This window comes from Pseudomonas frederiksbergensis, assembly GCF_003732665.1.
GTDB lineage: Bacteria > Pseudomonadota > Gammaproteobacteria > Pseudomonadales > Pseudomonadaceae > Aquipseudomonas > Aquipseudomonas frederiksbergensis_G.
In genome coordinates this window covers 37,524-59,938 of sequence record NZ_MOBP01000011.1, presented here as the reverse complement: position 1 = coordinate 59,938, position 22,415 = coordinate 37,524, and the positions used below count along the sequence as shown (strand labels likewise).

Genomic DNA, 22,415 nt, shown 5'->3' with positions numbered 1-22,415 from the left:
TGCGTGAGGCCCGCGCCCTAACGAATTGAATGTGCTAGTCCTTAAGCTTTTTTAAGGTGTAGTCGCATTCTTTGGCCGGGGGTAGCGCTACTGACGAATGGTTCAGGCTCACAGATGCACTTCCACCGCCAACGGCAAGTGGTCCGAGAGGTGCGTCCAGGGCCGGGTGCCGAGGATTTTCGGGTGATGGCTGGTGGCATTGCGCAGGTAGATCCGGTCCAGGCGCAGCAATGGAAAGCGCGCCGGATAGGTCTTGGCGGGGCGGCCATGATGGCGTTCGAAGGCTTCGTGCAGGTAGTCCCGTCGGGCGAGGGCGGCATTGCCTTGTAACTGCCAGTCGTTGAAGTCGCCAGCGATGATCACCGGCGCGTCGTCGGGCAGGGATTCGAGTAGCTGGCAGAGCAACTGCAACTGCAATTGACGATGGCTTTCGAGCAGGCTCAGGTGCACGCAAATCGCATGGACCTCGGCGTGCCCCGGCACATCCAGCACACAGTGCAACAGGCCCCGGCGCTCGGGGCCGGTGATCGAAACGTCGAGGTTGCGGAATTCGCGGATCGGGTACTTCGACAACAGCGCGTTGCCGTGATGGCCGTCGGGGTACACGGCGTTACGGCCATAGGCGAAATCACTCCACATGCTGTCGGCGAGGAACTCGTATTGCGACATCTGCGGCCATTCGTTGTAGCGCGAAGAGTGCCGTTCGTGTTCGCCAACCACTTCCTGGAGAAACACCAGGTCCGCCGAAGTACTGCGCACCGCTTCGCGCAATTCCGGGAGGATGAAGCGCCGGTTCAACGCGGTAAAACCCTTGTGGGTGTTGACCGTGAGAACCCGCAGTCGGTGAATGGCTGTGGGGGTGTCTGAAGGCACGCAATTGAGTGCGCGGTGTTCTGAGTCGCTGGTCACGTTGGCTCCTGTGAATCGGGGCTGCATAACTATGCGACTGATGTGGAGGCGGGCAGTTCAGCGCAAATTCAGGATCATCACGGACACCGGTGGGAGCGGGCTTGCTTGCGAAGAGGCGGGCACATTCAACATCGATGTTGATTGACCCACCGCTTTCGCGAGCAAGCCCGCTCCCACAGTTGATGTGCGGTGAACACAAGATTTGCTGAGGACTGCGACCCCTTGCAGGAGCAAAGCTTGCTCGCGATAGCGATCTCAAGGGTGCCATCGCGAGCAAGCTTTGCTCCTACAGAAATCAGCTTCAGACGAAAACGATTTCATACGGCAATCGAATCCGCTCCAGCAACGCCTTGGGCAGCAGCGGGGGAATGCCGATGGCCGGTTCGCCGTCGAGTTGGCTGGCGTAGGCGTGGGTGGCGTGGCTTTTGCGGGCGATGGTCCAGGTGTCGAGGCGCACCTTGCGCGCTCGGTGCCAAGGGATCATTCCCTGGTCACGCGTCGGCCAGTGCCAGGCCCAAACGGGGAGTTCGTGGTACGCCACACCGACAATCGCCGCCGCCCTGGCGCCAGCGCGCCCGACCGCGTCGTGATCGGCGATGCCGTCTTCGCGCCAGGTACTGAACACCACATCCCCCGGTCGCAGGTAGCGGGCAATGTAATGGCTCAATTGCTGCTCACGCTCGGCCAGGGCGTTATCGGTGAAGCCGCCGCGAATCCATTTCAGGCTGTGCATCGGCAAACCGAGGCGGCGCACGGCTTCGACACTTTCCTGGGGCCGAAACACGCTCAAGCGTTTTTCCGACCACTGCTGCGAGCCCGGGTGGCTGGCGCTGCCGTCGGTAATCGAGATCAATTGCAAGGGGTGGCCGAGGGTGGACAGCAGTTGCAGCAAGCCGCCGCACATGACCACTTCGTCGCCGGGGTGAGGCGCGATCACCACGGCGCGTGCGCCTTCGGGGACCAGACTCTGGGTGTTGATGACCGGAATGTTGTCCAGTTGCGCAGCGTTGTTCCAGATCTGTGTCGGCAGGGTACTTTCGTTGAGGTAAACCGTTTTCATGGCTACGTCCTTGTTGTGTCTCGCCCTCAGTCGCGCCACTTGAATATTCAAGCCTGGCCGACCCGTGAAGGCTGGTTGATAGCAATGTGCCGCGCTCCAAACCCTGGATTGCAGCCCGCAGAGTATTGCTCATACAACCGCTTTCGTCGCGTGACTACTCAATCTGATACGGTTTTTTTTAGTCCATCTGTACTAAATTTCGCAAAAAGTCCCCGAAACCGCCCCGTGCCCGACTGTCCAGGCGCGCACTGGTCAGCACTTGCGGCTGATGGCTCCAGGCGATGTTCGCGCCGCTCAGCTCCAGTTGACGCACCAGTTGCACATCTTCATCACAGGCCAGGGCTTCGAAGCCGCCGGCACGCTGGTACGCCTCGGCGCTGATCCCCAGATTGGCGCCGTGGATATGCCGGTGTCCGTCCCGGGCCTGGTAGTGCTGGTGATAACGAATCTGTGCCGACTCATCGAAATCGGCGGTCCACTGATCCACCGTGACCGTACCGCACACCGCGTCGGCGCCGAGGGCAAGTTGCGCCACCAGCCAGTCTTTCGAGACCAGGCTGTCGGCATCCGAGCAGGAAATCCACCGCGCTCCCTGTTCGAGCAGATACCGCGCCCCGGCGGCCCGGGCCTGGCCGACATTGCGCGCCTCGATCGCCAGGCTGTGCACCGGGTATTGCGCAACAATCTGCGCCGAGCGGTCGGTGCAACTGTCGAGCACCACCAGCACCATCACCGGTTCGCCCTCCAATCGTTCATGGCAGCCGGCGCGCAGGGCCGCGCGGATGCAGCCTTCGAGCAGGTCTTCCTCGTTGTGCGCGGGGATCAGGATTCCAATCATCGCAAGCCCTCCAGAGCCGCCACGGAGCGGGGTTCCCGGCTCCAGAGTTCCAACAGAAAATCCGCTTCCTGGTGCAAGACCAGGCGCGGCAAGTGCAACTGTTCGTGGAGCAGGTCATGGACCTGACGGGCATTCAGCGGGCAGCCGTCGATGGGCGGGCGCCAGTGGCAGGCGAGCAATTGGCCGTCCGCCGTCAGTGACTGTTCGGCGAGGACGATCAGGCGTTTGAGGTCGTCGGCATCCAGGTAATAGCCGATTTCGCTAATGACAATCAGGTCGAATTTTTCTTCGGGCCACTCGGCGGGCAATCGGCTCTGGCGCACTTCAGCGTGATCGAACAGGCTCAAGCGCGTGCGGGCCAGGGCGACGGCGGCGGCCGCGGTGTCGCAACACAGCAAGCGATCGCAACGGGCGGCCAGTTGCGCGCTGAGTTCGCCATTGGCGCAACCGGGTTCGAAGATCGCGCGGTAATGCGGCCGAGGCAGGGCGGCGAGGGTCACGGCGCGTTTGCGTTGTTCGTACCAGCGTTCACGGAACGCCCAGGGGTCGTCGTTGCCGGCGAACAATCCATCGAAATAACGATCCTCGACGCTCATAGAAACACCACTTCAAACGGTTGCAGTAATCGGTCCAGCACATAGGGCGCCAGCACTGGCGGCAGGCCGACCTGCGGATCGCCTTCCAGTTGGCTGGCGAAGGCGTGGATGGCGTGGCGCTTCCGGGCGACCAGGTGCGGGTCGAGCAGAATCTTGCGGGCGCGATGCCACGGCACGGAACTGTCCTCGGGAGTTGCCCAGTGCCAGGTCCACACCGGCAGTTCATGCAGCGTCGCGCCCACCCGTTGCGCCGCCTCGGCACTGGCGCGGCCTACGGCTTCATGGTCGCAATGGCCGTCCTCGCGCCACGTCGTGAACACCACGTCATTGGGCCGCAAATGCCGTTCGATAAACGCGCTGAGTTCCGCTTCCCGCTCTGCGACACGGCTGTCGGCGAAGCCCCCGCGCAACCACTTCAAGCTGTGCAACGGCAGACCGAGGCGGTGCAAGGCTTCGACGGACTCTTGCGGCCGCACCGCGCTCAGGCGTTCCACGGGCCAGCGCCGGGAGCCGGGGTGACTGGCGCTGCCGTCGGTGACCGAGATCAGTTGCAAGGGGCGGCCCGCATCGGCGAGCACTTGCAGGAAACCGCCGCAGCCGAGAATTTCGTCGTCCGGGTGCGGGGCGATGATCACGGCGCGGGAGCCTTCCGGCACCAGATCGAGAATTTCGATCACTGGCACTTGTGCCAGATGTCGGGAGGTTTGCCACAGGTGCAGGGACGTGCCCTGGCCGACGATGGGGTTGGCCTTCATAACGTCCAGCCCCCGTTGGTGACCTGTTGGCCGAGGGCGGCGAGGTCCCGTTCGGCGTGGCTTTGGCGCAGGAACACCGGCAGATCCGCCATCAGTTGGGCGAATTGCCGATCCTTGCAAAAAGGTCCGGCGCCGAGGGCATGGCCGACGTGCTGGATGACTTGCTCGGCGCACTGTTCAACCACGGCGCGGGCGCGTCGGGCCAGCAGTTCGGCGTCGGCCAATGGAAGGGTGTCGATGCTCAGGGCACTGCCCCGCAACACTTCAGCCGCGGCGTGCAAGGCGCTATCCACCGCGCCGAGATGGGCCAATGCGTGAAGTTCCGGGTGTTGCGCGCAGTGACGGCGCAAACGCTCGGCGATGCTGCGGGCCGCGCCGTACCAGCAGGCGGCAATGCCGATTCCGCCTTGCCAGAAACCCGGCCGCTGCAAGTAGTCGCCGGGGTTGCCGATGGCTTGGGCTTCGGCGCCTTCGAACAACACGTCTACGCTGCCGGTGGCCCCCATGCCCACGGCGTGCCAGCCGTCCGTGGTCACGTTCACCCCCGGCTGATCCAGCGCCACCGCCACCAGTTGCTGACGGTCCTGATCATCCCACGCCGTGAGCAACGCATGACTGAGCACCGCCGCGCCGGAGCACCAGGCCTTGCGCCCATCCAGTAGAACCATGTGCCCCGAAGGGCTGATCCGGACTTTGGCTTGCGGCGGTTCGGCAGCCCACATGCCCCAGGTGCTGGCCGGTGTCGGCGAGCCCCCGAGTTGCTGGATGATCGCCAATGCGTCGGTGTGGCCTTCGTACAATTTGCACAACCCGAGATCGTGGCCAGCGACCTCGGCCAAGCCCTGGAAACGCACCAGGGTCTGGCCGTCGCCGGGCAATGGCAACCGGTCGAGACCGGCCTCCACCATTGCCCGCAGGCATCGGCCTAGCGCTTGAGTGTCAGCGTAGTCCGGTGGTTGCTGTTGAAGAAACGCCTGGAGGTCCATTTCACTCTTCTTCCTCATGCTGCAATTCGAACAGCAGCAGCGAACGGCCGGTGACCGAATATTCGTGACCGATCTCGAAGCGTTCCTGACCGCGAATCGACGGCTGATTGGTGTCGATCATGCAGGTCCAGTGACCGCCGTCCGGGACTTCCGGCAACGTGAAGTTGACGATGTCATGGTGGGCATTGACCACCAGCAGCAACGTCGCATCGCCACCCTTGCGGCGGATGCCGGTTTCCTGGGCGCGACCGTCGAGCAGCATGCCCAGGCAACGACCGTGGGCTTCCTGCCATTGTTCGGTGCTCATCTCGCTGCCGTCCGGGGCCAGCCAAGTCACGTCCTTGACGCCGATGTCCTCATTGTAATTACCCACCAGGAAGCGCCCGCGACGCAGGATCGGGTAGGCCAGGCGCAGCTTGATCAGGCGTTTGACGAATTTGAGCAAGGCCTTGCCGTCTTCGCTCAGGTCCCAGTTGACCCAACCGATGTCGCTGTCCTGGCAATAGGCGTTGTTGTTGCCGTCCTGGGTGCGGGCGAATTCATCGCCGGCCACCAGCATCGGCGTGCCCTGGGACAGCAGCAGCGTGGCGAAGAAGTTGCGCATCTGGCGCTGGCGCAGTTCGTTGATCTCGGGATCATCGGTCGGGCCTTCGACGCCGTGGTTCCAGGACAGGTTGTTGTTGCTGCCGTCCTGGTTGTTTTCGTCGTTGGCTTCGTTGTGCTTGTCGTTGTACGACACCAGGTCGTTGAGGGTGAAACCGTCGTGGGCGGTGATGAAATTCACCGAGGCATATGGCCGCCGTCCACGCTGGTTGAACATCTCGCCGGAGGCGGTCATGCGGCTGGCGAAGTCCGCCAGTTGCCCGTCATCACCTTTCCAGAACGCACGCACGGTGTCGCGGAACTTGTCGTTCCACTCGACCCAGCCCGGCGGAAAGCCACCGACCTGATAACCACCGGGGCCGCAGTCCCAGGGTTCGGCAATCATCTTCACTTGGCGCAACACCGGGTCCTGGCGGCAAGCCACGAGGAAGCTGTGGCGTTCGTCAAAACCGTCGTGATAACGCCCGAGAATGGTCGCCAGGTCGAAGCGGAAACCGTCGACGTGCATTTCCGTGGCCCAGTAGCGCAACGAGTCGGTGACCATTTGCAGCACGCACGGGTGACTCAAATCCAGGGTGTTGCCGGTGCCGGAATCGTTGATGTAGAAGCGCTTGTCATCGGGCATCAAGCGGTAGTACGAGGCGTTGTCGATGCCGCGCATGGACAGGGTCGGGCCTTGTTCGTTGCCCTCGGCGGTGTGGTTGTAGACCACGTCGAGGATCACTTCCAGATTGGCTTCGTGCAGGTGCGCGACCATCTCCTTGAACTCGGCGATCTTGCCGCTGGCCAGGTAGCGCGGGTCCGGGGCGAAGAAGGCGATGCTGTTGTAGCCCCAATAATTGGTCATGCCTTTGTGCAGCAGATGCTGGTCGTTGACGAAGGCGTGGATCGGCAGCAATTCCACGCTCGACACGCCGAGTTTGCGGATGTGTTCGAGCACGTCATCGACCATCAACCCGGCGAAGGTGCCACGCACGTTCTCGGGGACGGAAGGGTGACGCATGCTGATGCCGCGTACGTGGGTCTCATAAATGATCGTTTTGTCCCACGGCACACTGACCCGATGGTCGTTGCCCCAGGTGTGGGCCGGGTCGATGACTTTGCACTTGGGTACGAACGGCGCGCTGTCCCGTTCATCGAAACTGAGGTCGGCGTCGGGGTGGCCAATGGTGTAGCCGAACAGGGCTTCCGACCATTTCAACTCACCGACCAATTGTTTGGCATAGGGGTCGATCAGCAATTTATTGTGGTTGAAACGATGGCCGTTGGCCGGGTCGTACGGACCGTAGACACGGTAGCCATAGATCAGCCCCGGATGGGCGTCCGGCAGATAACCGTGATAGATCTCGTCGGTGTATTCCGGCAGCTCGATGCGTTCCAGTTCCACTTCGCCGGCGTCGTCGAAGATGCACAGTTCGACCTTGGTGGCGTTGGCGGAGAACAAGGCAAAGTTGACCCCCAGGCCATCCCAGGTCGCGCCCAGCGGGAAGGGCAGGCCTTCACGGATTCGCGAGGCCTCGGCTTGAGGTTCTGGCGCGGCTTTCTTTGGATTGGTCATAGATGCTCCTGCAAAAAAGGGGTACGAGTACGGTGATGTCAGTCGGTCTGGCGCAGACCCTGTGGGAGCGAGCCTGCTCGCGAAAGCGGTGTGTCAGCACCATCAATGCCGGCTGACAGGTCGCTTTCGCGAGCAGGCTCGCTCCCACAGGGATTGCAGTCTTTCAGTTCACGAAGCTCTTTATTCAGGGCGAGCGCGCCCACGGTGGCGAGCGGGCTCGCCACGAGTTCAATCAAGTGCGATTAAGCGAAGCGTCAAACCGCGGGTGGTTTCTTCGTGGTACGCGGTTTTTTCTCGGCGGCTTTTTCACCCGGCGGTGTTACTTTTGCCGCAGCGGCAGGCTTGGCCTTGGCTTTCGCCGCCGTGGCTTTACCGTCAGCCTGACCGTTGAGCTTGCTATCGGCCTTGGCCGCCGGTTTGGCGGTAGCGGTCTTGCTGCCAGCCGCCTTCGTTGATTTCTTGGGTGCCAGTGCCTCGGCTTCGGCCAATTTGCGCGCCATCTCCCAATGACGTTCTTCCTGGCCTTCGGGCTTCCCTTCGGACTCCCAGATTTGATAGGCAAATTCGCGAACGCGTTTATCGTCGGTACTCATCGCAATGCTCCTGAACTGAACTCAAGTTTGGATAAAGAGATTGACCGGGAAATCCCCCAGCGCGGCGCTGATGTTCAGCTCCCTGTGGTTTGTGACTGCGGTGTTTGAAAAAAGTCCCTTCAGGTTTTGCTCCGGGGCGGCGAACGGTAATTTCACCCGCGTATCGCCCCACTGCGGCGCGCCAACCTGAGGTTCGGCACTGTTTTCCAGCAAACCGGCGCAGCGGATTGGCACGATGACGATGGCGTATTGGCCGTCGTGTTCGCGAGCAAACGCCAACACCCGATGCGCCTCGCTGCCGACCACTTCAAGGGCATGATAGGCCCCTTGCCGGAACAGCTCGGCGTGTTCGGCCCGGCAGTGCAACGTCGTGGCGATCAGGCGCTGCTTGATACGTCCGTCACGCCAGTTCGCCAATAGCTGCGGCAACTCGAATGACGCTTGCAACGCCTGTTCCCGAGCCGGGTAATCCACCGGCCGGCGGTTGTCCGGGTCCACCAGGGTAAAGTCCCAGAAGTCGTTGCCCTGATAGAGGTCCGGCACTCCCGGCACGGTCATGCGCAGCAAGGTTTGCGCCAAGCTGTTCAATGCACCGGGCGTGGCGATTGCGTGGGCCGCTTCAGCGAGAGAGGCGCGCAATGGCTGACCTTCCGGGCTCAGCAGCAGTCGGTTGAGGAAGGCTTCGGTGGCCTGTTCATAGGCCTCGCTCGGCGCGCTCCAACTGCTTTGCAACTTGGCTTCGCGCAGGGCTTTTTGTTGCCACTGCCACAGGCGTTTGGCGTAGTCCTGCAGGGCCGGTTGATCGTCGCTGCGCAATTCCAGCGGCCAACTGCCGAGGAGCGCTTGATAGAGAATCAACTCGTCACCCGCCGAGGGCGCGCTGTCGTCGCTGCGCAGGTCCCGGGCCAGGTGGCGCCACTGCTCGACCTGTTCGGCGTACCAGCCGCTGCGTTCGCTCAACACCGCGAGCCGCGCCCGGGTGTCTTCACCGCGCTTGTGGTCGTGGGTGGCGGTGGCCAGCAGGTTGTTGGGGAAGGCCTCGAAGCGCTGGATGCAGGCGTCGTGGAAATCACTGACCGGCGCACTGAACTGCTCGGTGCTGAAGCCCACGTCATTGCGCGACAGCAACACCGCCGAGCGATAGAACGCAGTGTCTTCCACGGCTTTGGCCGCCGCCGGTGAGGTCAGTTGCTGAAAACGCACGCAGGCATGCTTGAGGATCTTGCGCTGACGGCCCACCGGGCGATGTCGCCAGGGTTCGCCGCCGAGCCAACCGGCGATGCAATCGAGCACCGGCCAATCGGCCTCGCTCAAGGTCAGCCGCGCACCGTCCATGGCTTGCTGGAAAAACACGTCATCTTCAGCCGAGCGCCCACGGGGGCTGATGTAAGTGCGGTACACCGGGAAATGCACGATCAATTCCTGCAACGCCCGGCGGATCGCGCCGAGGGTCAGGTCGCGGGTCATCAGGTCGTCGCGTGCCACTTGCAACAGGGCCTGGGCAACGCTTTCAAAATCCCCGGCCAATGAACCATTGAGGATCTGCTGGCGCGCCAGTCGCGCTTCCTGGATGAACTCGGCGGGGCGTTCGCTGTGACGATTCCACAGCTCGCCCAAGGTTTCGGCACCGGCCGGGTCGTGCTGCAGCAGCGACAACTGGTTCATGAATTCATAGCCCGTGGTGCCGTCCACCGACCAGTCACGGTGCAGGGTTTCGCCTTCGCCGAGGATCTTCTCGACGTAGATCGGCAAGTGCCGCTGGGGTGAGAGGCTATCGACCCGACGCCGAAGTTTGCGGCAATACCCCCGTGGGTCGGCGAGACCGTCGATGTGGTCGATGCGCAAACCGTCCACCAAGCCCTCGGCAATCAGCTCGAAGATTTTCGCGTGGGTGGCTTCGAACACCGCCGGGCGCTCAACGCGCAAACCGCCGAGTTCGTTGACATCGAAAAAGCGCCGCCAATTGATGTCATCCGCCGCCGTGCGCCAACTGGCCAAGCGATAGCTCTGGCGTTCCAGCAGGTTGTGCAGGTTGTGGAAGCCTTCTGTTGTCAGCGAGTCATAAGTGCTGATTTGCTGTTGGATGGCGTGCAGGATCGCCGGGTCGCCGGCCAGCTCACGCAGTTCCTCTTGCAGGGGAATCGCCAGGCTGTGGGCGTCGGTCTGGTAGCTCAGAGCGGCGAAACGGTCGCTGAGAAACTTCAGTTGCTCGGCTTGTTCATCATTCAACGACTCGCTTGGCTTGAGCAGTTCGCCGTACTGGGTCGGGCAGATTGGAAAGTGATGGTCGTAGTGTTCGACGTAAAACGCGCCATGCGCGGCATCGAAGCGCAGGGGCAGGGTGCCGTCCTGCAACGCCACGCCGTAATCGCTGCCCAGGAAGGGCAGGAGCAATTGGCCTTCCATCAACGGGTCGGGGGAGTGCCACTGGATGTCGAAAAACTCGCCGTAGGGACTCAGGCGTCCCCACTCCAGCAGGTCCAGCCACCACGGGTTATCGCCACCACCGACGGCCATGTGGTTGGACACGATGTCGAGGATCAACCCCATCTTCTGCTCGCGCAGGGCGTCGACCAAACGACGCAATGCCGCTTCGCCGCCGAGTTCAGGGTTGACCGTGGTCGGGTCCACCACGTCGTAGCCGTGCATCGAACCGGCGCGGGCGCTCAGCAGCGGCGAGGCGTAGACATGACTGATGCCGAGGCTGGCGAAGTACGGCACCAGCGGCACTGCATCGTCCAGGGTAAAGCCTTTATGAAATTGCAGCCGCAGGGTCGCCCGCAGCGGTTGAATAAGGGCTTGATTCATTGGTCACGCTCGGCCGCCTGAAGTCGCGCACAGGCGAGCAGTTCCAGACGCCGGGCGGCGTCCGGGTCATCGAGCAAGGCTTCGCTGTTACCGGGCAGGCGCCGCGACCAGTTGGGGTGCGAGTCGGTGGTGCCGGGCAGGTTGGCTTGCTGTTCGATGCCCAGGGCATCTTCCAGCGGCAACAACACCAGCGGCGCACGGGTATGGCCGAGGAACCGGATCGCGGCGTCGAGCACCTGATCGGTTTCGTGGGACTCTTCGCGGAAGTTCTGCGGGTCTTCACTCAAGACCCGGCGCAAGCCTTCGCGCTCCCGTTCGCGGTGATGACGCCACTCGATTTCTCCGGTGGCATCCACCAGACCGAGCCGGGCATTCCAGTCGATATCGTGGCCATGCCACCAACCGTTGAGCGTGGGCAAGTCGTGGGTGCTGGTGGTGGCGAGCGCGTTGTCCGGCCAGTCGAGGGTCGGCTTGAAGTGGCTGTTGTCCTGTTCGAACAGCAACACGCGCATGCCGAGGATCGAGCGGGCGATGAGTTTTTCCCGCAGGCCTTCGGCCACCGTGCCCAGGTCTTCACCGAGAACGATGGCCTGATGGCGATGGGATTCGAGGCTCAGCAGACGCAACAGGTCGTCCACCGGGTAATACAGATAGGCGCCATCGGCTGGTGGTGCATCGTTGGGAATGACCCACAACCGTTGCAGCCCCATCACGTGGTCGATGCGCAGGCCACCGGCGTGGGCGAAGTTGGCCCGCAGCATTTCGATAAACGCACGGAAGCCGTTACGCACCAGGCCTTCCGGGGAGAACGCGGAAATCCCCCAGCCCTGGCCAGAACGGTTGAGGATGTCCGGCGGCGCACCGACGGTGAGCGAGGCGAGTAATTCATCCTGGCGACTCCAGGCCTGGCTGCCACCGCCATCGGCGCCGACTGCAAGGTCAGCCACCAGGCCAATGCCCATACCGGCGCTGATCGCAGCGGCTTGGGCGCGGGCCAGGCAGCGGTCGATCAGCCATTGGCAGAAGGCGAAGAAGCCGATGCGTCCGGCGTTTTCTTCGGCAAAATCGGCGAGGGCGGCGCTGCGCGGGTCTTGCCATTCTTGCGGCCAGTGACGCCAGTCGAGGTCTTCACCGCGAGCGGCGCGGGCTTCCTGGATGGCTTCGAAACGGCAGTGGTTTTCCAGGGCATCGCCGCCGGCATGGCGGAAGCTGCTGAAGTCTTCGTGCAGGGGATGTTCACCGTGGACGAAGCCTTCGTAGAGCGCCTGCAACAAACGATGCTTGGCTTCGGCGGCCACCGGCCAGTCGATCAGCGGCAGGGCTTCGAGTGCTTGCAGTTGTTCGGCCAGCCCGGTGGCGTCAATCGCATCACGCAGGGCGCGCTCGCCAAGGATCGCCCCCGGCGCGGCGTAGAGGCTGTTGAGGAACAAGCGGCTGGACGGCGAATACGGGCTGTAGCGGTGGGTATCGCTGCTGAACATCGCGTGCATCGGGCTGATCGCCAACGCTTCGGCGCCGCGTTCGCCGGCTACCCGAGCGAGGTCTTCCAACGCCTGGGTATCGCCGAAACCGCCATCGCCGGGACGGCGCAGGGAATATAGCTGCACGCTCAAGCCCCAGGTGCGCGGGATCGGGCTGTCGACGGCATCGCCGACGCTGTAGCAGCGCTCCGGGGCCACCGCCAGGGTGAAGGATTGGCCGTCGATGCTCACATGTTGATAGCCGACCGGGATCAGGCCCGGCAGGACTGCTTCGGCATCGAGTTTCAGGTGCAGACGCGAACCGTCTTCCAGGTGCACTTCGCACGGCGTTTCGGGCTCGAAATAGCGCGCCAGGTCGAGACCCTTGCCGACGTCGGCGGTGATCAGCGGTGGCAGGTGACGGGTCTGTTGCACTTGCTGCAATTGCAGCAGGCTGGCGTCGATTTCCTGAGTCGTGCTGGCCGGGTGGCCGAGCCCGATCAGTACCGCGCGCAGCACTGCCGGGGCGACTTTCTGTGGACGGCCATTGGCGTCGATCCAATCGACCGCCAGGCCAGCTCGGCTGGCCAGTATTTCCAGTTGCGCATCGCTCATAGGCGCTCTCCATCAGGTAGCAAAGGGTTTGCAGCCGTGAGGCTGACGAGCACGCTAAATGGGGCGAGGCTGCTCTGATTCAGCAGGTCGGACGCGGGCGGGTGTTCGAACAGCAGCAACGCATCGGCCTGTGGAGGGTGGACCACAGGCGTGTCGCTGAGGTTCAGGTCAATACGCAGCAGGTTGCCGTTGCCCAGGCGCCAGCGCGCGCTCACCGCACCTTCGCCCAGTACCTCGGCGCCCAAGGCCCGGGCGCCGGGCAGGTGCGGCATGATGTGCGCGTGGCGCAGCTTCAGCAGGTGCCGATACAACGCGTGAATCGCCTGTTGCGCCGGCTGCTCCGCCGGGCGTGGCTGTGACGCCTCGAAGGTTTGCGGTGCATTCGGGTCGGGGATCTTTTCCCGTTTGTGCGGATCCTTGAACGCGCTGAAGGCCTTGAATTCGTTGCGCCGACCCTCGCGCACCAGTTCCGCCAGTTCACCGTGGTGGCTGGTGAAAAACAGGAAGGGTTGCTCGGCGGCAAACTCGTCGCCCATGAACATCAGCGGAATCATCGGCGACAGTAGCAGCAACGCGGTGGCGGCTTTCAAGGCGTCGGTCGGCGCCAGTTGATGCAGGCGTTCGCCAAAGGCGCGATTGCCGATCTGGTCATGGTTTTGCAGGAACAGCACAAACGCGCTTGGCGGCAAGTGACCACTGAGCTCGCCCCGTGCATCACCGTGGCGATTGATATGGCCCTGGAACACGAAACCTTCGCTCAGGCAGCGCGCCAGTTGTTCGGTGGGGTTCTCGGCGTAGTCTTCGTAATAAGCGTCGGTTTCGCCGGTCAGCAGTACGTGCAGGGCGTTGTGGCCGTCGTCGTTCCACTGCGCGTCGAAACCTTGCTCCAAAAGGCTGGCCTGGTTGTGTTCGTTTTCCAGGTTCAGCCACACATGGCGGCCCGGTTCGACCTGGTGGCGAACCCGTTGCGCCAGTTCCTGGAGGAAATCCGGGTCTTCGATGGCGTGCACCGCGTCCAGGCGCAAGCCGTCGAAGCGGTATTCCTGTAGCCACATCAGCGCGTTTTCGATAAAGAAGTCCCGCACTTCGCGGCGGCGGAAGTCGATAGCGGCGCCCCACGGGGTGTGTTTGTCCTCGCGGAAGAAGCTTTTGGCGTAGCGATGCAGGTAATTGCCGTCGGGGCCGAAGTGGTTGTAGACCACATCTAGAATCACCGCCAGGCCATGGCCGTGGGCCGTGTCGATCAGGTGCTTGAGTTGTTCAGGCGTGCCGTAGGAGGCCTGGGGCGCGTAGGGCAGGACCCCGTCGTAGCCCCAATTGCGCTCGCCGGGGAATTGCGCCAGGGGCATCAGTTCGATGGCGGTGATGCCCAACTCGACCAGGCGCGCCAGGTGTTGCTCGACTTCACTGAAACCGCCGAGGGTGCCGACGTGCAATTCGTAGATCACCGCTTCATTCCACGGCCGACCTTGCCAGTCGGGGTGTTGCCAGCGGTAGGCGAGGGGGTCGACCACCACGCTGTGGCGATCGAGGTCCCCGGCCTGGGCGCGGGAGGCCGGGTCCGGCACCTCCAGTTCGCCATCGATGTTGTAGCGGTATCGCGTGCCGGCCGGGCAGCGGGTCTTGATCACAAACCAGCCATCGGCCTGGGGTTGCAGCGGTATGGATTGTCCATCATCCAGTTCGACGCTCACGTCAAACGCATCTGGCGCCCACAAGGCAAAACGCGTGTGTTCAGCGTCCAGCATGATTGCGCCGTGGGGCCAGGTCTCAAGGGTCCGTAACGGCATCTTTGAAAGCCTCTTTTTTATTTGTGTCCTGATTTACCCAGGGCTTTAGCCACCAGTTTTTCGTAAAGATCAGCGTAGGGTTCGACCGCCTTGCACCAGTTGAACGGTGCGGCCATGGCACGGCAGCGCATAGCGTTGAGCAGTTCGGGATAAGCGAAGACTTTGAACGCACGGCCCACGGCTTCGCGGTAGCTCTCGACCGTGGATTCGTCGAACAGGAAACCGGTCACGCCGTTTTCAATGGTGTCGGCCAGGCCGCCGGTATTGCGGGCCACCGGCAACGAGCCGAAGCGCTGGGCGTACATCTGGCTCAAACCGCAAGGTTCGTAGCGCGAAGGCATCAGCAGGAAATCGCTGCCGGCGAACATGCGGCGGGCGTCGGTTTCGTTGAAGCCGATGCGCACGCCGACCTGACCAGGGAAGCGCAGGGCCAGCTCACGCATGGCTTGCTCTTCTTCCGGCTCGCCACGGCCGATGATTGCGATTTGACCGCCGTGTTCGACGATGAAATCGGCCACGGCTTCGGTGAGGTCCAGGCCTTTCTGGTAGACCAGCCGCGAGACCACGGCGAATAGCGGGCCTTCGGAGTCGTCCAGGCCGAACAACTCACGGACATGGGCCGCGTTGACGGCTTTGCCGTCCCAGTCGCCGATGGTGAACGGGCAGAACAAGTGCGGGTCGGTGGCCGCGTCCCAGCTTTCGTCGATACCGTTGGGAATCCCACTGAGCAGGCCTTGCTGGGTCTTGGCGGCAAGAAAGCCGTCGAGGCCGCAGCCGAAGGCCGGGGTGGTGATTTCCTGGGCGTAGGTAGCGCTGACCGTGGTGATGTGGCTCGAATAGGCCATGCCGGCCTTGAGGAACGACATCTTGCCGTAGAACTCCATGCCTTCCTGTTGCAGCGCGTGCATCGGGATACCCAGTTCCGGGCAAGAGCCGAGGCTGGTCACGCCCTGGTAGGCGAGGTTATGGATGGTGAACAGGGTCGGGGTGCGTTGTCCACGCCAGTGCATGTACGCCGGGGCCAGGCCAGCAGGCCAGTCATGGGCGTGCACCAGGTCCGGGCACCAGTGGATTTGTGCGAGGTTGGCGGCGATATCGGCAGCGGCCAGGCCCAGGCGGGCGAAACGAATGTGGTTGTCCGGCCAGTCGCGGCCGTTGTTGGCGCCGTAGGGCGAACCTTCGCGCTCGTAGAGTTCGGGGCAGATCAACACGTAAATGACCAGGCCGTCGGGCATGTCCATGCGCCCGATCTTGCAGGGTGGCAACGCGGCATGGCCGCCGAGTTCGCCAATAATGTGGATCGGGTTCTCGCTGTGCAGCACTTGCGGATAACCGGGGATCAATACCCGAACGTCGTGCAGGTGGGCCATGGCCCGGGGCAGTGCCGCGGAAACGTCACCCAGACCGCCGGTCTTCACCAGGTCGGCGATTTCCGAGGTGACAAACAGGACCTTTTTCTTGTTGGGGTTCTGGCTGGCTACCGCCGTCAGCGTCTTGGTGCCGGGGACGCTGACCTTTTTGGTGCTCGGGGCATTCACGGCGCTCGTTTCGCCGACCTGCTGATGAGCACGTTCTCCCTGAATATCTAAAGCCGCACTGATCATATGAATCTCCCGTGTTGTTGATCTAATTCTAGGCCTGGCACAAACGGTGTTCGTGGCCAAATCCTGTGGCCGGGCGCAAACGCGCTACGCATCGGTAAGCAAGGGCTGCCCAATACGCTAAAGCACAAAGGGTGGAGCGGCTCATACAGGGGCTGTTGCAAGGATTGCACCAGTCGGAACACACCTGTCTAAGAGAGGACTCTGCACAACAGGTAAAAGTTTCGACTAATTTCCTGCTTTGTGACCAACCGGTTCCGACTCGCGAAAATCAGTCTAGGCCAGAACTTAGAGCGTCGCGGACCAGATGGCAAAATTGTTCGACAATCGGTTTAAAGAGGTACGGACGTGCAAGTTTGCAGGGCGAACGCACCGACGAAGGGCAGGTTTATTTGCAAGGGCGGGCCAAAATGTCACCGGGGATTCATATTGGTGTGCACGGGGAGAACGGGGTATGCACTGTTGCGGTGCGTTGGGTTTGAAAGGTGTGGTGAATGTGAGGGCCTCTTCGCGAGCAAGCCCGCTCCCACAGGGGATTTGTGTGTACACAACATTTGTGTTCACGGTAAAACCCTGTGGGAGCGGGCTTGCTCGCGAAGAACGATAACGCGGTCTTAGCTCAACAACCGAACCGGCGCACCCGCCGACCAAGCCTGTATGTCTTCGATCATCTGGGAAAAGAACTGATGGTAATTCTGCTGGCTGACATACCCGACGTGGGGCGTGGCCAGCACATTGGGCAGGTTGCGGAACGGGTGCAATTCGGGCAACGGCTCCTGATCGAACACATCCAGCGCCGCCCCCGCCAGGCGATTTTTCTGCAACGCCTTGATCAGCGCCGCCTCATCGACAATCGGCCCGCGTGCAGTGTTGACCAGCAGCGCCGTGGGTTTCATCCAGTCCAACGCCTGCGCATCAACCATCCCACGGCTGCGGTCGCTCAGCACCAAATGCACCGACAGCACATCCGCCTGTTCGAACAGTTCCTGCTTATTGACATAGGTCACGCCAACTTCGGCGGCCCGTTCGGCGGTGAGGTTTTCGCTCCAGGCGATCACCCGCATGCCGAACACTTGGCCGAACTGCGCCACGCGCTGGCCGATGCTGCCCAGGCCGAGGATCGCCAGGGTCTTGCCGTGCAGGTCGCCGCCCAGGCTTTGCTGCCAAAGGCCTGCGCGCAGGGCGTTGGCTTCCGCGACGAGGTTGCGGGTAGCGGCCATGATCAGGGCCCAGGTCAGCTCGGGGGCCGCGTGTTTGTAGCTGTCGGTGCCGGTGACCTGAATGCCCAACGCGGCGGCGGCTTTCAGGTCCAGGGCGGCGTTGCGCATGCCGCCGGTGACCAACAGTTTCAGTTTCGGCAAACGCCGCAGCAGGTCTTCGTCGAACCGAGTACGCTCGCGCATCACACAAATCACCTCGAACCCGCCCAAGCGTTCGGCCAGGACGTCATTGTCGGCCGGGTAATCGTGGATAAAACTCACTTGCCCGATGCTGTCGAGCACCGACCAGTCCACCACGCCGCTGGCCACGTCCTGCCAGTCATCGATCACCGCAATCTGCACAGCCATCAGCCTTACCTCATCCGCGAACAGGGTTGTATTTGCTTAGCCAGCCCAGAAGGGCCTGATGAAATTGTGTGGGCTCTTCCATTTGGGGCGCGTGGCCCATTCCCGGGAATTCCACCAGTGTCGAGTGGGGAATCAGTTTTGCCACCTGCTTGCCGAGCACATCGTAGTGACCGAGCTTCGCCTTGACCTCGGGGCTGGCGATGTCGCTGCCGATGGCCGTGGTGTCGGAGGTGCCGATCAGCAGCAAGGTCGGCATTTGCAGGTTCTTGAACTCGTAGAACACCGGTTGGGTGAAGATCATGTCGTAGATCAGCGCCGAGTTCCACGCCACCTGTTTATGCCCCGGGCCTTTGTTCAGGCCGGCGAGCATGTCGACCCAGCGATCGAACTCCGGTTTCCAGCGGCCGCCGTAATAGGTATTGCGTTCATAGGTGCGAATGCCGTCGGCGCTGAGCTTGAGTTCCCGTTCATACCATTGATCGACAGAGCGATACGGCACGCCCAACGCTTTCCAGTCCTCCAGGCCAATCGGATTGACCAGCGCCAGTTGTTCGACCTGTTCCGGGTATTGCAGCGCATAGCGGGTGGCGAGCATGCCGCCGGTGGAGTGCCCGAGCAACGTGGTTTTCTGGATACCCAGGGCCTTGAGCAATTGCTGGGTGTTGGTGGCCAGTTGCTGGAAGCTGTATTGATAGTTGTCCGGTTTGCTGGAGGTGCAGAAGCCAATCTGGTCCGGGGCGATCACCCGGTAACCGGCCTCGCTCAGGGCCTTGATCGAGCTGTCCCAGGTGGCACCGCAGAAATTCTTGCCATGCAGCAGCACCACGCTGCGGCCGTTGGCCTTGCCATGGGCGGCGACGTCCATGTAACCCATCTGCAGGGATTTGCCCTGGGATTGAAAGGCGAAATGCTTGACCGTGTAGGGGTACTCGAAGCCCTGGAGTTCCGGGCCATATTCCGGGCCTTCGGCGTGAGCCAGGATGGGCAGGGCGGCGGTCAGCAGCAGGCAGGGTAGCCAGCGGGAAGGGGACATAGGTTCACTCCATGTAAATGCGGCGATGTTGGAAGGACGCGATTATGCCGACATTAAACACCGGCCCCTGTGGGAGCGGGCTTGCTCGCGAAGGCAGTGTGTCAATCAACATAGATGCTGAATGCCACACCGCTTTCGCGAGCAAGCCCGCTCCCACAGGTTCAATCAAGCCATCCAGCCGAGTGTTATCAGGGCCAGCACCGCATAACGGGCGCCCTTGGCGAAGGTCACGATCAACAGAAATCGCCCCAACGGCTCACGCATGACCCCGGCCACCAGCGTCAGCGGATCACCGATCACCGGCACCCAACTGAGCAGCAGCGACCAGTGACCATAGCGCTGATAATGTTTGCGCGCTGTTTCCAGATGTCGAGGCTTGACCGGAAACCAGCGCCGCTCACGAAAACGCTCGATGCCGCGCCCCAGCCACCAGTTGACCAGCGAGCCGAGGACATTGCCCAGGGTCGCCACCGCCAGCAGCGACCACAGCCAATACCGGTCGCTGAGCAACAACCCCACCAGCACCGCTTCGGACTGCAACGGCAACAGCGTCGCGGCACCGAACGCCGCCAGAAACAGCCCAACGTACGCGCCGGACATCAATGGGCGGGGTAGTCCGCCACCACCGTGTCAGTTCCGTCCTTCTTCAGACCAATCACTTGATAGGCATCACTCATGCCGTCCATTTCCATGCCCGGTGAACCCATCGGCATGCCCGGCGCGGCCACGCCGAGCAGATCATCCCGTTTGCTCAGCGCCACGACTTGCTCGGCCGGCACATGGCCTTCGACGAACTTGCCGTTGATCAACGCCGTATGGCAAGACGCCAGGCGAGGCGGCACGCCGTGCTGTTGCTTGAAGGTGCTCATATCGGCTTCGACGTGATCTTCGACCTTGAAACCGTTGGCTTCCAGGTGGCTGATCCATTTCTTGCAGCAGCCGCAATTGGCGTCGCGGTGGACCTCGATGGGGATCGGGTTGGCAGCCTGGGCCAGGGAGGAGATGAAAAGGGCGCTCAGGGCGAGCAGACGCAGGTGGGTTCGCATGGGACGGACTCGACTCGGATGGCGGTCAAAAAAAGACGCATTTTGACGACTTTAGCCAATGAAGCGGGGCGAGAGTGTTTCGAAGTAATACAAAAACGACACCAATCCTGTAGGAGCAAAGCTTGCTCGCGAAGGCGTCGCGTCAGCCACCATCCCTGTTGAATGTGAAATCGCCATCGCGAGCAAGCTTTGCTCCTACGGGGGGGCGTCGTACACAGCATTTGCGTACACAGCCGATCCCTGTAGGAGCATGGCTTGCCCGCGAAGAGGCCCTGCCAATCAACATCAAACCCGGCGTTTAAACCCGAGCCCGAATCCGCCGCCCCAACACATCCATCACATCACACCCATCCTTCAACAACATCGCCGCCGCCTGCGCCAGTTGCTGCACATCGGCACCCTTGGCCTGGCTGATATCGAGGCTGGCCAGACTCTCCATCATTTGCGTCCCCGCCAAAAACCGCGTGGCGGCGTTGCTGTGCAATTCATCCAACGGCGCTTGCGTGGCCACCAGCAAAACCGGAACCTCGCCCTCATTGCTGGTCATCGGCATATGCGGGTTCATGCTTCACCTCCCGCTTGCGCGGCGTGCAAACCATCGACCGAGGCCTGCACCAGTGAACGGGCGGTGTCGAGCATGTGCTTGCTGGCCCAGCGCAGGGTCGCGATGTGTTCAGGACGGGTGGCGTTGGGGGCTTGATGGGCGAGGGCTTCGGCGCCGCTGAGGAAGACCGAGGCTTGTTCCAGGGCGTCGAGCAGGGGGATGTCGGGTTGTACGGCGAAGAGGTGGTGGTCGGTGTGATCGCAGGGGGAAAACGGGGTGGATTTTGTGGTTGCGTTGGTCATAAGTGAGGTAACTCTTTATAGGTTCAAAAAGAGCTGCCACGAAATCGCCGTCAAACGAAGTGGGTGGCAACTGTGCGCAGGTTGACGGACCGGTCCTCACTAACCCGGCGCATCCGAAGATGCCCCACACACAGTCACCATATGCAATGAACGGGCACGCAAGTGCACGAGCAAAGAAAAGCTATGCGCGTAGTAAGGAAGTCCAGGCCGTCAAACCCGATCACGAATGAGTCGTGACGGGCGTGAGGATAGGGAGAGAGGGCAGGGCAGTCAACCGGCGCAAGGCTGGAAAAGGCGGCGTTACATGTAGGCATATTCTGGCGTGACGCTGCCACTGTAGGAGCTGCCGAAGGCTGCGATCTTTTGATCTTGCCCTTGAAAATCAAGATCAAAAGATCGCAGCCTTCGGCAGCTCATGTTTAGGGGGCGGCCCGTTAAATAAATGCGTCCCCTTTTTTTCTCTTTTTTTCTATTTTTCGTCTTTTCTTGATTTTTCTCATTCTATTATAATGGTGTCTATAATAAATTTGGATTTGTTCACGTATATGTCGATCATATATAGGTTGGGTAAGTTGAACTCTGCTTTTCCTGAGCTGCCAGAACCGATGCTGAAGTTTTGAGATATTGGTCCGTGGCGTATTGTGCGTCCTTTAAGTGGTTGGGCGGGGTAGATTTGGTACCAGAACGTTATTTTTGAAAATTGACTGGGTCCAGTCTGGCCGGGTACTTCGATTCTAAATGATTCATCGAGAATGAGGCTGTTAAGTTCATATGCGTGTCCCTCAAATTGGCCTGAAGTAGGATTGGGGATCTTGATGATGGAATGTTGGCTTTGGTTGGAATTGAGTGCTTTGCCTATCGCAAGCCAAGGGTAAGGGATGAATCGCGATGAAATATCTTGCGTCTCCAGGTCATTGAAGTCTTGCCCCATTACAACCTTGACATTCCAGAGTGAGGATTGTGGTTTATTGCTGTATTGGGCTCTGGCAATGAAGTCGTGATTGCCAAGCGATATATCTATTAAAGGCGTGCTCCAGATGCCCTGGGTATTGGCTCTCGCTGAAGTGAGGGTCCTGCTGCCCGAGACAATATCGACGTATTGTTCAGACATCGCTGTACCTTTGAGTGCGAGGGTCGTCGTGGTTGTTATGCCGTTTTTTGGGATCTCAAATTGCCTACGGTTTTGAACTGAAGTAATAGTCGGTGCGACAACTGCTATTACGGTCAACGTGCGCACCGCCGATGTGGCGCCCGAGCCGTACAGAGCCTTGGCAGTGAAACTGTGTGCGGCGATGGTCAGCCCGGACACCGTCAAGGTCCAGATGCCGGTGCTCGCATTGGCAGTAGCTTCACCCTTGGACACGGTGCTATCGAAGATCTGCACCTTCTGCCCTTTGGCAGCAGCGCCGGTCAGGACTACAGCGGTTTCAATCGTGGAGCCGCCGTTGGGGATATCGGCACCGCTCGGCGAGCCCTTGACCGAGGTGATGGTTGGAGCGGTGGCGGCAGTGACGGTCAACGTGCGCGCCGCCGATGTGGCGCCCGAGCCGTACAGAGCCTTGGCGGTGAAAATGTGTGCGGCGACGGTCAGCCCGGACACGGTCAAGGTCCAGATGCCGGTGCTCGTATTGGCAGTAGCTTCACCCTTGGACACGGTGCCATCGAAGATCTGCACCTTCTGTCCTTTGGCAGCAGCGCCGGTCAGGACCACAGCGGTTTCAACCGTGATGCCGCCGTTGGGGATCTCGAC

18 protein-coding genes are annotated in these 22,415 nt (G+C 61.5%); all 18 read right to left on the bottom strand.

The window, feature by feature from the left end:
- Positions 1-108: 108 nt before the first annotated feature.
- The gene (locus BK665_RS17190) at positions 109-909 is read right to left on the bottom strand and encodes an endonuclease/exonuclease/phosphatase family protein (protein ID WP_123407510.1); all 801 of its coding nucleotides are present in this window, start codon (positions 907-909) and stop codon (positions 109-111) included.
- A 301-nt stretch (positions 910-1,210) separates the two neighbouring features.
- Positions 1,211-1,969 carry a PIG-L deacetylase family protein gene (locus BK665_RS17185; RefSeq protein WP_123407508.1) on the bottom strand — a complete coding sequence of 253 codons (759 nt, stop codon included), beginning with the start codon at positions 1,967-1,969 and terminating at the stop codon, positions 1,211-1,213.
- A gap of 178 nt (positions 1,970-2,147) precedes the next feature.
- Positions 2,148-2,807, bottom strand: coding sequence for a glycosyltransferase family 2 protein (locus tag BK665_RS17180; protein WP_123407505.1), 660 nt, complete (start codon positions 2,805-2,807; stop codon positions 2,148-2,150).
- On the bottom strand, positions 2,804-3,403 hold the full coding sequence (locus tag BK665_RS17175; RefSeq protein WP_123407503.1) for an SAM-dependent methyltransferase: 600 nt from the start codon (positions 3,401-3,403) through the stop codon (positions 2,804-2,806). Before BK665_RS17175 ends, BK665_RS17180 begins: the two co-directional genes overlap by 4 nt.
- Positions 3,400-4,158 carry a PIG-L deacetylase family protein gene (locus BK665_RS17170; protein WP_123407501.1) on the bottom strand — a complete coding sequence of 253 codons (759 nt, stop codon included), beginning with the start codon at positions 4,156-4,158 and terminating at the stop codon, positions 3,400-3,402. The genes BK665_RS17175 and BK665_RS17170 overlap by 4 nt, the downstream gene beginning before the upstream one ends.
- Entirely contained in the window at positions 4,155-5,144 is a 990-nt protein-coding gene (locus BK665_RS17165; protein WP_123407499.1) for an acyl-CoA dehydrogenase family protein, read from the bottom strand. Before BK665_RS17165 ends, BK665_RS17170 begins: the two co-directional genes overlap by 4 nt.
- Before the next feature lies 1 nt (position 5,145).
- Complete coding sequence (glgX, locus tag BK665_RS17160) at positions 5,146-7,305, bottom strand: glycogen debranching protein GlgX (protein ID WP_123407497.1); 2,160 nt, start codon at positions 7,303-7,305, stop codon at positions 5,146-5,148.
- Between the two features lie 254 nt (positions 7,306-7,559).
- The gene (locus BK665_RS17155) at positions 7,560-7,898 is read right to left on the bottom strand and encodes a DUF2934 domain-containing protein (protein ID WP_123407495.1); all 339 of its coding nucleotides are present in this window, start codon (positions 7,896-7,898) and stop codon (positions 7,560-7,562) included.
- Between the two features lie 21 nt (positions 7,899-7,919).
- Positions 7,920-10,706 (bottom strand): malto-oligosyltrehalose synthase, encoded by a 2,787-nt coding sequence (locus BK665_RS17150; RefSeq protein WP_123407493.1) that lies wholly within the window; start codon positions 10,704-10,706, stop codon positions 7,920-7,922.
- The gene (malQ, locus tag BK665_RS17145) at positions 10,703-12,781 is read right to left on the bottom strand and encodes a 4-alpha-glucanotransferase (protein ID WP_123407491.1); all 2,079 of its coding nucleotides are present in this window, start codon (positions 12,779-12,781) and stop codon (positions 10,703-10,705) included. The genes BK665_RS17150 and malQ overlap by 4 nt, the downstream gene beginning before the upstream one ends.
- Positions 12,778-14,571 (bottom strand): malto-oligosyltrehalose trehalohydrolase, encoded by a 1,794-nt coding sequence (gene treZ, locus BK665_RS17140; RefSeq protein ID WP_123407489.1) that lies wholly within the window; start codon positions 14,569-14,571, stop codon positions 12,778-12,780. Before treZ ends, malQ begins: the two co-directional genes overlap by 4 nt.
- Before the next feature lie 17 nt (positions 14,572-14,588).
- Positions 14,589-16,175: a glycogen synthase GlgA gene (glgA, locus tag BK665_RS17135; RefSeq protein ID WP_123407487.1), complete on the bottom strand. Its 1,587-nt coding sequence runs from the start codon at positions 16,173-16,175 to the stop codon at positions 14,589-14,591.
- Between the two features lie 611 nt (positions 16,176-16,786).
- Entirely contained in the window at positions 16,787-17,740 is a 954-nt protein-coding gene (locus BK665_RS17130; protein ID WP_123407484.1) for a D-2-hydroxyacid dehydrogenase family protein, read from the bottom strand.
- A gap of 10 nt (positions 17,741-17,750) precedes the next feature.
- Complete coding sequence (locus BK665_RS17125) at positions 17,751-18,773, bottom strand: alpha/beta fold hydrolase (RefSeq protein ID WP_123407483.1); 1,023 nt, start codon at positions 18,771-18,773, stop codon at positions 17,751-17,753.
- 165 nt (positions 18,774-18,938) lie between these two features.
- Positions 18,939-19,373 (bottom strand): YqaA family protein, encoded by a 435-nt coding sequence (locus BK665_RS17120; protein ID WP_123407481.1) that lies wholly within the window; start codon positions 19,371-19,373, stop codon positions 18,939-18,941.
- Positions 19,373-19,819 carry a DUF411 domain-containing protein gene (locus BK665_RS17115; protein WP_123407479.1) on the bottom strand — a complete coding sequence of 149 codons (447 nt, stop codon included), beginning with the start codon at positions 19,817-19,819 and terminating at the stop codon, positions 19,373-19,375. Before BK665_RS17115 ends, BK665_RS17120 begins: the two co-directional genes overlap by 1 nt.
- A gap of 298 nt (positions 19,820-20,117) precedes the next feature.
- A complete protein-coding gene (locus tag BK665_RS17110; protein WP_123407477.1) occupies positions 20,118-20,384 on the bottom strand; it encodes a short-chain dehydrogenase in 267 nt (88 codons plus the stop codon).
- Positions 20,381-20,665: a DUF3077 domain-containing protein gene (locus tag BK665_RS17105; RefSeq protein ID WP_123407475.1), complete on the bottom strand. Its 285-nt coding sequence runs from the start codon at positions 20,663-20,665 to the stop codon at positions 20,381-20,383. The genes BK665_RS17110 and BK665_RS17105 overlap by 4 nt, the downstream gene beginning before the upstream one ends.
- Positions 20,666-22,415 lie beyond the last annotated feature (1,750 nt).

What these genes read in the sequence shown, in the direction of transcription:
- glgA (WP_123407487.1), bottom strand. Translation starts at nt 16,175, where the DNA reads ATGATCAGTGCGGCTTTAGATATTCAGGGAGAACGTGCTCATCAGCAG.
- BK665_RS17105 (WP_123407475.1), bottom strand. Translation starts at nt 20,665, where the DNA reads ATGACCAACGCAACCACAAAATCCACCCCGTTTTCCCCCTGCGATCAC.
- glgX (WP_123407497.1), bottom strand. Translation starts at nt 7,305, where the DNA reads ATGACCAATCCAAAGAAAGCCGCGCCAGAACCTCAAGCCGAGGCCTCG.
- BK665_RS17180 (WP_123407505.1), bottom strand. Translation starts at nt 2,807, where the DNA reads ATGATTGGAATCCTGATCCCCGCGCACAACGAGGAAGACCTGCTCGAA.
- BK665_RS17115 (WP_123407479.1), bottom strand. Translation starts at nt 19,819, where the DNA reads ATGCGAACCCACCTGCGTCTGCTCGCCCTGAGCGCCCTTTTCATCTCC.
- BK665_RS17120 (WP_123407481.1), bottom strand. Translation starts at nt 19,373, where the DNA reads ATGTCCGGCGCGTACGTTGGGCTGTTTCTGGCGGCGTTCGGTGCCGCG.
- BK665_RS17170 (WP_123407501.1), bottom strand. Translation starts at nt 4,158, where the DNA reads ATGAAGGCCAACCCCATCGTCGGCCAGGGCACGTCCCTGCACCTGTGG.
- BK665_RS17155 (WP_123407495.1), bottom strand. Translation starts at nt 7,898, where the DNA reads ATGAGTACCGACGATAAACGCGTTCGCGAATTTGCCTATCAAATCTGG.
- BK665_RS17110 (WP_123407477.1), bottom strand. Translation starts at nt 20,384, where the DNA reads ATGAACCCGCATATGCCGATGACCAGCAATGAGGGCGAGGTTCCGGTT.
- BK665_RS17165 (WP_123407499.1), bottom strand. Translation starts at nt 5,144, where the DNA reads ATGGACCTCCAGGCGTTTCTTCAACAGCAACCACCGGACTACGCTGAC.
- BK665_RS17150 (WP_123407493.1), bottom strand. Translation starts at nt 10,706, where the DNA reads ATGAATCAAGCCCTTATTCAACCGCTGCGGGCGACCCTGCGGCTGCAA.
- BK665_RS17125 (WP_123407483.1), bottom strand. Translation starts at nt 18,773, where the DNA reads ATGTCCCCTTCCCGCTGGCTACCCTGCCTGCTGCTGACCGCCGCCCTG.
- BK665_RS17175 (WP_123407503.1), bottom strand. Translation starts at nt 3,403, where the DNA reads ATGAGCGTCGAGGATCGTTATTTCGATGGATTGTTCGCCGGCAACGAC.
- BK665_RS17185 (WP_123407508.1), bottom strand. Translation starts at nt 1,969, where the DNA reads ATGAAAACGGTTTACCTCAACGAAAGTACCCTGCCGACACAGATCTGG.
- malQ (WP_123407491.1), bottom strand. Translation starts at nt 12,781, where the DNA reads ATGAGCGATGCGCAACTGGAAATACTGGCCAGCCGAGCTGGCCTGGCG.
- BK665_RS17130 (WP_123407484.1), bottom strand. Translation starts at nt 17,740, where the DNA reads ATGGCTGTGCAGATTGCGGTGATCGATGACTGGCAGGACGTGGCCAGC.
- treZ (WP_123407489.1), bottom strand. Translation starts at nt 14,571, where the DNA reads ATGCCGTTACGGACCCTTGAGACCTGGCCCCACGGCGCAATCATGCTG.